Genomic DNA, 11,389 nt, shown 5'->3' with positions numbered 1-11,389 from the left:
TCTAAATTATGGCCATTCTCCAATAACATTTCCCTTTGCATCTAATCTATATGTTTTTACTTTTCCGGTACTATCGACTTGTGATAGTACTCTTTCTACTTGATTTCTTTCCAGCGCTCTTTTAATCTTATCTGCCAATTTCTTATCTCCATCAACAGCTTTAAATATTCTACTTTTTTTGGTCTTCGCACCATTCAACCAATCATTAGACATTTGTCGTCCATCTTTAGTTTTTCCTAATTGTGAACTGCCAAATTTAGCTTCATCAATAACATATTTGATCTTTGATTCTGCATTTTCGTATAATCCATCAATCCCTTTTACTATTTTATCATTTATGCCTGATGGTGTACTTTTTCCGACTGGATTTAAATCAAATCCAGCTTCTTTTAAACTTTGATTATTCAATAAATTGTCACTAGATTTTATTTCACCATAATTACCTTTTTGCTTATTTGTAGCTGTTTTTGCATCAAAATTATCTACATTTGTGTTTTTGCTACTGCTAGGTTTACCGTTAGCCGTATCCTAAGTATCATCCTTAGCCCCTTTAACTCAACCAATTTCTTCCTAAAGCTTTGAAATCTTACTTTGAGTATAGGCTTTCGTGTCTTTACGACTTAGGGTGATTGCCTCTTCAAATATTAACTACTATAATTACAAGTAAATTAAAACAAACTTAAAAGGAATGAATTCTTTACTATACAGAATTCATTCCTCACTAGTTGCTTAAAATATTTATCTAACTCTTTAGTTTCAATTCACATTCAATGTCCCCTAAACATACATTAAATTTAAATTTCCCTCCATATTTTTAAATTCCTAAAAATGATGGAAAGCTAGCATACCCTGCAAGCTTATGCTGAATACCACTCTTCCGTAGAAAAATTATCAGCATTTGAATTTCCTTCTAACTCCCATTCGCTAATAAAATTAATTATTTCTCCTAAAATTAGATTTATATCATGATTTTTTATAATCAAACCTCTATGATTATTCCAAGTCAAATCAATTTCGATATTTATATTCAACTCATCCTCACATTTACTTAAAAAGTCATTCATTACTAAGGTAAAACATAAATTTACAAAATTATCAGAAACCCAAATTACGGATGAATCATCATTAACCTTCTCTATTCTAAATCTTAAATTATTGTATGCAATCCACTTTATATTACCTTGTATTTTTTCTTCTTTCATAATTATTTTCCTCCCATACTATGAAATAATCCTGTCAAGACATCCATTGCTGGATTTGTTTTTAAACTGCCATATATCACATCTTCCCATGAACCATACTTTTTATAAAGTTGTTCAGGTGTAGGTCCTTCTGCCCTGCCATATTCAAGAATATTTCTTTCTTTCATTGCATTCAATCCATCTAAATTATTAGATTTTATATACGTTTCCATTCTTCCTTGATTTCGCTCTTCGACTTTCAATCTAGCAATTTCCTCCATAGATAGCCCATCATTTTGAAGATTTTTAATATCTTGTTCTAGTTGTATTCTTTTTTGTTGTATTTTTTCATGATACTTTATTCTTTCGCTTCTTGCATAAGCAACTTCATCACCATTTGTCCAGTCTACCCCAAACTTATTTAAGGCAGATTCCTTCTTAGGTGAATATCCATATACAGCTTCAGTATTTCCCTCAATCTCCTTTGCTATCTTAGGATTATCTAATGGATTTCGAAGTTTAGAATTTATTTCTCTTCTGGTACCACCAGCCTCGACTATATCATCAAGATAATTGCTTACAGTTTTACCCGTACCCTTACCACCATCTTTAGACTTCGCAAACTTATAATAAGCTTCTATCAATTCACCGTGTGGTATTTTGGTTATAATAGTTCCACCAACACTAGAGAATGCATAGGAAGCATTTCTCTTAAATGATTGTAACATTTCAAGCGTAGGCTTCAATTCTTTTGCTAATTTTACTGCATTAGCAAATGTACTTACTCCACTTGATGCTTTTGCTCCTTTTGTGATATGGCCTACTTTATTTAGTGCCCTATCGCCTAATATTGTGGTAGCTATTTGTGTTAATCCATAGGTAGTCAATTCTGTACGACTCTCTGCATCTCCCTCTATCATATCTCGTTTTATTTTATTTGAAAATGCATGCCACATATTTTTTGCAGTTTCATCCAAATGGAAAAGTGCATAGGTTACATTAATAAAAGTTCCTATGTCCATATTACTTAAAGCTATTGCGGACTCGATTTCATCACCAATAGCTTTCCCCGATCCTCTTTGAATAGCTTCCCACATCTTTTTCGCTGTTTCAAACGTGCCAACTATACTGTCTGTCGCATCGTCACAAGCATTTCTAACCGGAGATTTCTTCTCAATTATGTTATTTGTTTCTATATCTTTAATTGACTGATCATTTTTTCGAGCTGTTTCTTCTATAATCCCCTGAATCGAACTCACCCAATCCATATTCAACCTTTGTGTACTAAACGTCCCACTCACAGGACTAAATCCTTTCCCGCTTTGCACTTCAGCGAGTCCGGCTGTGATGCTAGCTGCTAATTGGAGAGCGGTGCTGTAGTTGTTGCTGGATGAATGATTGAATTCATATAAATGCTCTAGTTTTTCTTCCAGTTTTTTTCTCATTGCACCTAATACCGTTACAATTGCACCTACTCCGGGCATTGGTGTAAGTACTTCTATTGCTTCTATACTTGTAATCGATTGATTAATTCCCCTTATTTGTTCTCTTATTTCTTGTTCAATCACATCTGTCGAAGCAACTTTCGCTTGGAACTCATTTGGAAATGCTTCATTTTGGCGAATTAATTCTTCACATAAGCATATGATTCCTTGCGCTAATGGCCGAAATGTTTGGACAAGGTAGGCTTTTGCACTACTGTATGTTTGTCCTTGTAATACTGTGTCTATCGCAAATGCATCAATAGATTGAATGGCTTGTTCCATACTTTGAATCGTAGCATTACATATAGCGTTCATACTTTGAGTTTGACTTTGTACTTCTCCCAAATACATGTTTAAACTCATGTATTGGCCTCCCTTTGTAGTTGCTGCTGTTCATAGGAAAGGTTGTTTTCTTTCTCGCTGAGATGCCGTTTTTCTTTAAGCAACGTCTCTTTTTCGTTTTCTAATTCGAATGTAAGTTTTCTTTCGTACTGCCCGATCTCTTGCCGCATATTCGTAAAAAGGTGAAACACTTCTTTGTCGCCGTGCCAAGTTTCTAGTATTCGGTTAAATAAACGATTGCTTCTATTTTTCCATTCATGAAAACTAGCCTCAGCTCGTTCTTGATTTTGCAGCGCGATTCGGTTTTCATTTTGTTCTTCAAATATAATTCGTAATTTTTGATTACATTGACTGATTCTCGTTTCAATTTCTTGACTCATCTTTTCTCCCTACCTTTTCCCCTTTACGTAGGTTGTTACATTATTGAAAAGTCTTTTGAAGTCCAGTATCCATTTTCTCAAATTCATTTGCTACGGAATGGATATTATCAATCGTTTGTTGAAAAGTAGCGCAAAATTGTTTCGTGATTTGTAAATTTTGTTGATTTGCTTCTTGTGCTTTGAAGTTCACAGATAGTGTCGTACGCGTTGCCTTATTTATAGAGCGACTAGTAGCACTTTGCATCCTATCTGAAGCATTTCTCATTTTCGTTGCAAGTTGCGTTGCCGTATGCAAATTACTTTGAAATTCTCCCATTACTTACTCCCCTCTACCTTTTATTTACGAGAAAATTATACCACGGAAAAATATCCCAATAAACCGAATGTTCGAATTTAACACACAATTCAGCACTGTTACTGAGGATGCGAGCAACGCTTATCTATCAACATAACTGAGTCCAAAATGGATTCTACTTATACAAAAAAAGATGACTTCAGCCATATGCTAAAGTCATCTTTTTCTACCTTATTATTTTACTAATTCTCCATTATAAGCTTTTATATTAAGCGGAGCAGTTAAAAATTGTGCTGCTTTACTAACGAAAGATGTGAAGTGTTCACTCGTATTATGGCTCGCAACTGCTGCTTCATCTTTCCATACTTCTACCATCGTATAAACACTTTCTTTTTCTGTATCTTTATATAAGTCATAAGATACATTTCCACTTTCTTCTCTTGAACCATGAATGAGTGGCTGAATTTCTTCTAAAAATGATTGTTGTTTTGCTGGGTCTACTTGAAATATTGCGTGAATAATAATCATGGTGTTTCCCCTTTCATATTCCATATATTTCTATGACCTAATTAGATTACTTCCACTCAGCAACTTTGTCAATTGGAAGACGTACTGATTGGTAACCACTGTCAGCAGCTTTCCCGATTGAAATTAGCATTACTGGTACGTAGCGTTCTTTATCTAGTCCAAACGCTTCTGCAATTTGGTCTTTTTCAAATCCACCAATTGGACAAGTTTCATAACCGTGCGCACGAGCTGCTAGCATAAATTGCATCGCTACAAGACCACCGTCAATTAATACTGTATCTTTCATTACTTCTGGTGTAACCATAGAGAAGTAAGCTGAAAGTTTTTTCATTTGATCTTCTTTTACTTCTGCTGGCATAAGTCCACGCTCTACTGCTGTACCATAAATTTCTTCTGCGTTATCAAAGTTGTTTAAGTCACCAAATAAAGCGATCATTGCTGAAGATGTTTCTACTTGAGATTGATTGAATTTCGCAAGTGGCGCAAGTGTTGCTTTCGCTTCGTCACTTTCAATCACTACGAATCTCCATGGTTGCATGTTTACTGAAGATGGTGCAAGTGTTGCTTGTGTAAGAATTTCTGTCATTTCTTCTTTGCTAATTTTCACTGAAGGGTCGTACTTACGAATTGAACGACGTCCTGTTAAAATTTCGTTAAAATCATTTGTTTTTACTGAGTTAGTCATAGTTGTATTCTCCCTTTTTTATAATTCTTTTATATTTTCTTGAATGTGATTTAACATATTTAAAAGATTATCGCGTTCTTCCTCACTTAATCCTTTAAATGCAGATGCTGCAAAACGTTCTTTTTCCTCTTGAAATGCTTGAATTTTATTTCGTCCCTCTTCAGTAAGAGAAACTAACGTAATTCTGTTATCATCTGGATTTTTACGTCTTACAATCATTTCATTGGCCTCAAGCTGCTTTAAATGCCTTGTTATCGCAGCATTATCAATATTCACTTCTTGTTGAAGTGCTTTTTGACTAATTTCACCTACTTCATATAACTGAAGTATAAGCTCTAATCGAGACTGGCTCATACCCGTACACCCTTCAAATTTCGAACTTACTTCTTTATTTAGAAAGTGTAATTTATATAAAATAATCGCTTCTTTTGAGCATGAACTTGTCAAATTAACCCTCCTTTACAATCAAAATAAAAACATTTGATGTATCAATAGTTGATATGTCAATTAATATAATCTATATCGATTTAGAATGCAAGCATTTTGTTTTCATTTTATTTTTTCCAAATTAAGGCGCTTTGTAGCGTTACAAATAATGTTAATTGCACTATAATAATACTAATTTAAAGAACTGGAGAGTGATTGATAATGCGGCAATATACAAATAGAAATGAGGAATTGAAAATGGAAAATGAAATGAGGATATTCACAAATGACAACAATAAATATAGGGATTGTCGCGCACGTAGACGCTGGCAAGACGAGTTTGACTGAGCGTATTCTTTATGAAACGAATGTGATTAAAGAAATTGGCCGAGTAGATAGTGGTAATACACAAACTGACTCAATGGAATTAGAAAGACAACGCGGAATTACGATTAAAGCATCTGTCGTTTCTTTCTTTATTGATGCTGTAAAAGTAAATGTCATTGATACACCTGGACACGCTGATTTTATCGCTGAAGTGGAGCGATCATTCCGCGTTCTAGACGGTGCGATTTTAGTTATCTCTGCCGTTGAAGGTGTGCAAGCACAAACAAAAATTTTAATGCGAACATTACAGAAACTAAACATACCGACTATTTTATTCGTTAATAAAATTGATCGTAGTGGCGCAAACACTGAAAAAGTTATGAAACAAATAAAAGAGGTTCTTTCAAATGAAGCATTCCCCTTCTACTCTGTTCTAAACGAAGGAACGAAAGAAGCCCGGATCATTGAATACAAATCATATGACGATTGTATGGAACTGTTAGCACCATTTAATGAATCGTTACTTGAATCATATGTAAATAACGAAATAATACCGGACGCACTATTAAGAGAAAAACTAGAACAGCAAATACAGCAAGCGAATGTGTATCCAATCTTTTTCGGTTCAGCAATGACTGGTATGAGCGTAACAGAACTTCTTGAAAAACTTCCGGCTCTCATTCCAGCTCTTACATCGGCACAAGAGGAACCATTATCCGGTGTTGTTTTTAAAATTGAACGTGAACCTTCTGGAGAAAAGGTTGCTTATATAAGAGTTTTTTCAGGTAGCTTACATGTTAGAAAATATGTTAATATACAGCGCAGTAAGTCTCTATTCCATAAAGAAAAGATAAAAAAAATGTGCCTATTTCATAATGGAGATACCGTTCAAACTTCTACCGTTCCTAGCGGTGAGTTTTGTAAAGTGTGGGGGCTGAATGATATTAAAATTGGTGATATTATCGGTGAACGTACGGATTATATAAAAGATATTCACTTTGCCGAACCACAAATGGAAGCTGCCATTGATGCGGTACCTAAAGAGCAAATTCATAATTTATACGCTGTTCTTATGGAACTATGTGAAGAAGATCCGCTCATTAAAGTTTGGAAAGACGATGTTCATAATGAACTATATATTCGCCTTTTCGGTGAGGTACAAAAAGAAGTAATTGCAACAACACTTTATGAGAAATATAATTTGCAGGTTAATTTTTCAAATACGCGAGTTGTATGTATCGAGAAACCAATTGGCGTAGGCAATTCTGTTGAAGTAATGGGTGAAAAAGAGAATCCATTTTACGCAACAATCGGATTCAAAGTTGAACGTGGTGAACTTAATTGCGGTATAACATATAAATTAGGTGTTGAGCTTGGCTCACTACCTTTAGCATTTCATAAAGCGATTGAAGATACGGTATTTCAAACGTTAAAACAAGGATTATATGGGTGGGAAGTTACAGATATTATCGTCACGTTAACACATACTGGTTATGCTAGTCCTGTTACAACAGCGAGTGACTTTAGAAACTTAACACCGCTCGTTTTAATGGATGCTTTAAAACAAGCTGCAACATATGTATATGAACCAGTTAATGCGTTTGAATTAACTGTACCGGAGCAAGCAATTAGTACCGCAATGTATAAGCTCGCTGCCGTTCCAGCAACTTTTGCAGAGCCTATATTCAATAACAATTCTTATCAGTTAACAGGATCATTACCTGTTGCGAAAACAGAGAGTTTCAAACGAATACTACATTCATTTACAGAAGGAGAAGGCATATTTACAACGAAGCCAGCTGGTTTCACAAAACTTATGGCTCCCTTCCCTACTCGAAAACGTGTTGATTATAATCCGCTGAATCGTAAGGATTATTTACTTCATGTTTTGAAGGCTTATTAAAGTAAAAGAGGTGCAATTCGCACCTCTTTTGCATGTATTAATAGGTTAGTTTGTCCTAACAACTTCTTTAAGTTTTCCTATTATTTTCGCTATAGCCTCAATTGAATTTTCCGTTTCATATCCCCCAACATTTACAGAATGATTTGCATTTTTGACAACTTCAATCTGTAAATTCGTTTTATATAACTGATCAATTTGATCTGCATTGTATTGGTGATCTTTATCCCCAATAACTAAAAACCCTTCGTGTCGACTATGTAAGATAGAATCAAAAATTGTATCAAACGTCAGTAAAGGTGTAAGTAGTATCATTTTTGACTGCGCGAATTCTTCTCTCTTCATTAAATCATTTGCAATCGGAATTGTTCCGAGTGACTTCCCTAAAAACATAGTCTCGTTGTATTGCTCATCTTTTAATACTTCATTTATTACAGGATTAATATCATCCATCATTACTTTCGTTACTTCTTCCATTGGTTTATTCATTAATTGTCCATCATAAGAATAATGAATATGTACAACATCTATTTTATGTTCAAGCATTAACATCGTTGCGTAATAAAATAACGGCTTATCATAATTGTATCCTGAACCTGAAAACATAAAGCAAACGGTACTAGAGCCTTTTTCGATATATGTGTAATAAATTACTTTGTCATTTATATGTACCTCTTTTTTAGTTCCCTTCACCATTTTCCCCTCCGAATACATTTACTTTTGTAATACGATATGTTCTGTGTGAACTGATACATCCTTTACTTTCTCTTTTATAAATGCAGGCTGTAAGTTATATGTATGCAGTTCTTCTACTGGCACCCATCTAAACAAATACGTTCTACCCTCTTCTTCCAAAATATATTGATCCGCTCCACTCGCAGGTAACTCATGTAGCTCTACTTCATAATAAAAACTAATTTCATGAAACTTTCGCTCAGAAAGTGTAAAGAAATTTTCTACTGACCATATTAATCTCTTCCCTTTAATAGGAACACCTAGTTCTTCTGCAAGTTCTCGTTGTAACGCATCCTCACTATTTTCTAGCATTTTCACTCTTCCGCCTGGTACATACCAATAATGTTCCCCTTTGTTTTGAAGAATAAGTATTTTATTATCCAGTTTACAAATTGCTCCGACGCGGTAATTAAAACATGTTTCCTCTACTTTAAACGTAAGATCCAATCTTAACGCCCCCCTTATACAAGTATTGAATTATTACAAAACAATTATGTAATTGCTGTACAAATAAGGTTACTAAATTTATTCACTTCATTCAATCATTTCCTAATTTTCTGAACCATTACTTTTCATCGTTACAAGTGTATATACATATGTTACAATCATATTGCACACTAGAAAACATTATGGGGGTACGGATGGAAACGTTATTAATCCAGCAAACTGAGAAATCAAATAAGTTTTGGAAAATCGTTGTGAAAGAAAAAGACTATGTTGTGTTTTACGGAAAAATCGGCACAGCTGGCAGTGTGAAAGCGAAAGAGTTTGAAACAGAAGAAGAATGTATGAAAGAAGCTAACAAACTAATTGCTTCCAAACGTAAAAAGGGATATACAGACCCGTTGCCTGGGGAAGATTACATAAAAGAAAAAACGATAACAGAAGAAGAATTTTGGGAACTACTTAATCGTGCAAAAACGAAAGGTGAAGACCAAGAAGAACAAATAGAATGGCTTACTTCCCACCTTGCTAAACGTACAGTACATGAAATTGTAGCTTTTGATACGCATATGCATCGTCTTTTGAAAGATTCCTATACCTCCCGTTTATGGGCAGCAGCCTATATTATTATGGGTGGTTGTTCAGATGATACTTTCGATTACTTCCGCGGATGGTTATTATATCAAGGAAAAGAGACATACGAAGCTTGTATTGAAGATCCAGAACGATTAATTCCTGTATTAGAAAATTTGAGTGAGTATGACGTCCCAGAAATAGAAGAACTTTCTTTATATTTCGGTTTCACTGTATATGCAGAAAAAACTGGTGACGAAGATGATACTTACTTTACACTTTACCATGTCTTATCTAATGAAGAATTCGACGATGTAGATTTTGAATTTGACTGGAATGAAGATGATGAAGAAGGTTTAAAAAAGATGTTTCCTAAGCTATGGGAGATGTACGGAGAAGAACCGATTGAGTGGTAGATTAATTATTCGTGAAAAAGTGCCTTGTTTCTTTAGTAACAAGGCACTTTTTTTGATACTATATTTAAATTATCATCTTTCCACTCTCCCACCACTCCATAAAAGTCTTTAAAGAAGGAGCAACCCACGTTCTACTATCATTTTCATGGTTCCATACATATATATCATCTCTTTGTACTTTTCCATTCAAAATGGAATAGCCAAACAAATCACTATTTCCCCCATCAGCAAAAAATAATAAACAGTCAAAAGGCATGTATAAATCCTTAAAATCAACTATATTTCTCATACTCATATTTTCAGTTTTAATTTTTGAAGCAGACCATATAAAGTCACCGTATTCACCTTCTATACCGTTTGTTTCCTGTAATAATTGATATAAATCATTCGGTAACTCCACATGTAAACATTTTTGTATATCAGTAAGTTCATCCTTCGTAGCTGGGTTTTTCAAGCTTAAATTTGATGAGATACTGTGAATGGTGTCTTTCCACATCACCTTTTCCTCCTTATGTGCAATCAAGCATATTCAAAGAACTCCGCTAAATTTATTGATACCATCTTTCTAACAATTCCTTCTCCCTCTCGCCTGAAATACCTGCTTTTAATTCCCATTCTTCCGTACTCTCCATCCACTCATACACATCTGTAACTGTCTCGTCTATTCTTTTAAAAGTAAGCCCTTCATTAACCGCACTTTCGATACAAATAGAAAACCCGCCTCTCCACGGCTTCGTCTCACCATCTAATGGGAAAGTTTCTGGAATCCACAAAGGCATTTCTGTCCAAGGCTGCACATTGTGTTCACTCATAAACGATTCGTCTACCCAAACAAATTCAGCATCGCTATTCGTAACTTTTTTACACGTATTTAACAGCTCTTCCATCGTCAATTCATCATTCGGACCTGTTATATTGAATGTACCTGCTTTATTATTTTCTGCCATGTTGAGTCCAAATCTCGCGACATCTTTTATATCAACTATCTGCACTGGACGATTTTTTCTTCCTGGAACTAACACGTTACCTCCTTTTGCTACACGCCCGATCCAGTATGGAAGTCGATCTGTATAATCGAACATTCCTGAAAGAAGTCCTGCTCTTACGTGTAAAACACGCCCCGGCCAATACTTCTCTGCTTCTTTTTCGCATAATACTTTCAGCGCACCATAATGCTCATAAGGAGATATTTCACCATTCTCTACAGCCTTTATTTGCTCTTCCGTCGGTTCAGGTTGTAATATATAGTCTTCTTTTATGTCATGCGGAATCCAATCTTTATATACGGAAAGGCTTGAGAAGAATATATAGTGTTCAATATTATCTTTAAGTACTTCTCCAACATTTCTAATGTGATGCGGAGAAAACCCACATGTATCCACAACAACATCCCATTTTCGATTTTCTAAACTTGATACATCACCATTTCTGTCACCGATCAGCTGCTCCACTTCAGGAAAAACTTCTTTGTTTGTTCCGCGGTTAAATAATGTAACTTCATGCCCTCTGTTCAAAGCCTCTTCTACAACAGCTCTTCCCAAAAATCGTGTACCACCTAGTATTAAAATTTTCATTGTTCTCCCCCATTCCTCATTAAAAATCGTTTCTTTTGTTAAACGAATTTCTATCATAAAAAGTTACGGGGGATTTGTTGTTTTACTTTAATCCTACAA

General features: G+C 34.8%; 13 protein-coding genes and 1 pseudogene. 2 read left to right on the top strand and 12 right to left on the bottom strand.

Annotated features, from left to right (window positions below; all coding sequences use genetic code 11):
* Positions 1-6: 6 nt before the first annotated feature.
* The 8 genes and pseudogenes from AU379_RS30210 to AU379_RS08855 form a co-directional block, all read right to left on the bottom strand.
* Positions 7-519, bottom strand: a pseudogene (locus AU379_RS30210) (hypothetical protein); the annotation flags it as partial.
* A gap of 338 nt (positions 520-857) precedes the next feature.
* Positions 858-1,202 carry a hypothetical protein gene (locus AU379_RS08885; RefSeq protein ID WP_000656836.1) on the bottom strand — a complete coding sequence of 115 codons (345 nt, stop codon included), beginning with the start codon at positions 1,200-1,202 and terminating at the stop codon, positions 858-860.
* A 2-nt stretch (positions 1,203-1,204) separates the two neighbouring features.
* On the bottom strand, positions 1,205-3,028 hold the full coding sequence (locus AU379_RS08880) for a T7SS effector LXG polymorphic toxin (RefSeq protein ID WP_061139143.1): 1,824 nt from the start codon (positions 3,026-3,028) through the stop codon (positions 1,205-1,207).
* Positions 3,025-3,387 (bottom strand): DUF3958 family protein, encoded by a 363-nt coding sequence (locus AU379_RS08875; RefSeq protein WP_061139142.1) that lies wholly within the window; start codon positions 3,385-3,387, stop codon positions 3,025-3,027. Before AU379_RS08875 ends, AU379_RS08880 begins: the two co-directional genes overlap by 4 nt.
* A gap of 40 nt (positions 3,388-3,427) precedes the next feature.
* Positions 3,428-3,703: a TIGR04197 family type VII secretion effector gene (locus tag AU379_RS08870; protein ID WP_000503638.1), complete on the bottom strand. Its 276-nt coding sequence runs from the start codon at positions 3,701-3,703 to the stop codon at positions 3,428-3,430.
* A gap of 213 nt (positions 3,704-3,916) precedes the next feature.
* Entirely contained in the window at positions 3,917-4,210 is a 294-nt protein-coding gene (locus AU379_RS08865; protein WP_000583816.1) for a putative quinol monooxygenase, read from the bottom strand.
* 46 nt (positions 4,211-4,256) lie between these two features.
* A complete protein-coding gene (locus tag AU379_RS08860; RefSeq protein ID WP_061139141.1) occupies positions 4,257-4,895 on the bottom strand; it encodes a nitroreductase family protein in 639 nt (212 codons plus the stop codon).
* 18 nt (positions 4,896-4,913) lie between these two features.
* Positions 4,914-5,342 carry a MarR family transcriptional regulator gene (locus AU379_RS08855; protein ID WP_000204172.1) on the bottom strand — a complete coding sequence of 143 codons (429 nt, stop codon included), beginning with the start codon at positions 5,340-5,342 and terminating at the stop codon, positions 4,914-4,916.
* Between the two features lie 265 nt (positions 5,343-5,607).
* Here AU379_RS08855 and AU379_RS08850 point away from each other — a divergent pair, with 265 nt between their 5' ends.
* Complete coding sequence (locus AU379_RS08850) at positions 5,608-7,551, top strand: TetM/TetW/TetO/TetS family tetracycline resistance ribosomal protection protein (protein WP_061139140.1); 1,944 nt, start codon at positions 5,608-5,610, stop codon at positions 7,549-7,551.
* 45 nt (positions 7,552-7,596) lie between these two features.
* Here AU379_RS08850 and AU379_RS08845 read toward each other — a convergent pair whose 3' ends face one another.
* Together AU379_RS08845 and AU379_RS08840 are read right to left on the bottom strand one after the other, a co-directional pair.
* Complete coding sequence (locus AU379_RS08845) at positions 7,597-8,262, bottom strand: alpha/beta hydrolase (protein ID WP_118043482.1); 666 nt, start codon at positions 8,260-8,262, stop codon at positions 7,597-7,599.
* Positions 8,263-8,730 (bottom strand): NUDIX hydrolase, encoded by a 468-nt coding sequence (locus tag AU379_RS08840; RefSeq protein ID WP_000366240.1) that lies wholly within the window; start codon positions 8,728-8,730, stop codon positions 8,263-8,265.
* A gap of 194 nt (positions 8,731-8,924) precedes the next feature.
* On the opposite strand from AU379_RS08840, the gene AU379_RS08835 reads away from it, so the two are divergent.
* Positions 8,925-9,716 carry a DUF4240 domain-containing protein gene (locus AU379_RS08835; RefSeq protein ID WP_000449110.1) on the top strand — a complete coding sequence of 264 codons (792 nt, stop codon included), beginning with the start codon at positions 8,925-8,927 and terminating at the stop codon, positions 9,714-9,716.
* Between the two features lie 64 nt (positions 9,717-9,780).
* On the opposite strand, the gene AU379_RS08830 is transcribed toward AU379_RS08835, so the two are convergent.
* Together AU379_RS08830 and AU379_RS08825 are read right to left on the bottom strand one after the other, a co-directional pair.
* On the bottom strand, positions 9,781-10,212 hold the full coding sequence (locus AU379_RS08830; protein WP_061139139.1) for an SMI1/KNR4 family protein: 432 nt from the start codon (positions 10,210-10,212) through the stop codon (positions 9,781-9,783).
* A 52-nt stretch (positions 10,213-10,264) separates the two neighbouring features.
* On the bottom strand, positions 10,265-11,290 hold the full coding sequence (locus AU379_RS08825; RefSeq protein ID WP_061139138.1) for an SDR family oxidoreductase: 1,026 nt from the start codon (positions 11,288-11,290) through the stop codon (positions 10,265-10,267).
* Between the last annotated feature and the right edge of the window lie 99 nt (positions 11,291-11,389).

Origin of the sequence: Bacillus sp. JH7, from assembly GCF_001563515.1 — a bacterium.
Taxonomy (GTDB): Bacteria; Bacillota; Bacilli; order Bacillales; family Bacillaceae_G; genus Bacillus_A; species Bacillus_A cereus.
The sequence above is the reverse complement of the archived record's forward strand: the minus strand, read 5'-3'. Positions and strand labels throughout refer to the sequence as shown.

Bases quoted from the DNA above. Each gene is read 5' to 3' on its own strand.
- AU379_RS08825 (WP_061139138.1), bottom strand. From the start codon at position 11,290: ATGAAAATTTTAATACTAGGTGGTACACGATTTTTGGGAAGAGCTGTT.
- AU379_RS08885 (WP_000656836.1), bottom strand. From the start codon at position 1,202: ATGAAAGAAGAAAAAATACAAGGTAATATAAAGTGGATTGCATACAAT.
- AU379_RS08880 (WP_061139143.1), bottom strand. From the start codon at position 3,028: ATGAGTTTAAACATGTATTTGGGAGAAGTACAAAGTCAAACTCAAAGT.
- AU379_RS08835 (WP_000449110.1), top strand. From the start codon at position 8,925: ATGGAAACGTTATTAATCCAGCAAACTGAGAAATCAAATAAGTTTTGG.
- AU379_RS08865 (WP_000583816.1), bottom strand. From the start codon at position 4,210: ATGATTATTATTCACGCAATATTTCAAGTAGACCCAGCAAAACAACAA.
- AU379_RS08845 (WP_118043482.1), bottom strand. From the start codon at position 8,262: ATGTATTCGGAGGGGAAAATGGTGAAGGGAACTAAAAAAGAGGTACAT.
- AU379_RS08860 (WP_061139141.1), bottom strand. From the start codon at position 4,895: ATGACTAACTCAGTAAAAACAAATGATTTTAACGAAATTTTAACAGGA.
- AU379_RS08870 (WP_000503638.1), bottom strand. From the start codon at position 3,703: ATGGGAGAATTTCAAAGTAATTTGCATACGGCAACGCAACTTGCAACG.
- AU379_RS08830 (WP_061139139.1), bottom strand. From the start codon at position 10,212: ATGTGGAAAGACACCATTCACAGTATCTCATCAAATTTAAGCTTGAAA.
- AU379_RS08850 (WP_061139140.1), top strand. From the start codon at position 5,608: ATGACAACAATAAATATAGGGATTGTCGCGCACGTAGACGCTGGCAAG.
- AU379_RS08875 (WP_061139142.1), bottom strand. From the start codon at position 3,387: ATGAGTCAAGAAATTGAAACGAGAATCAGTCAATGTAATCAAAAATTA.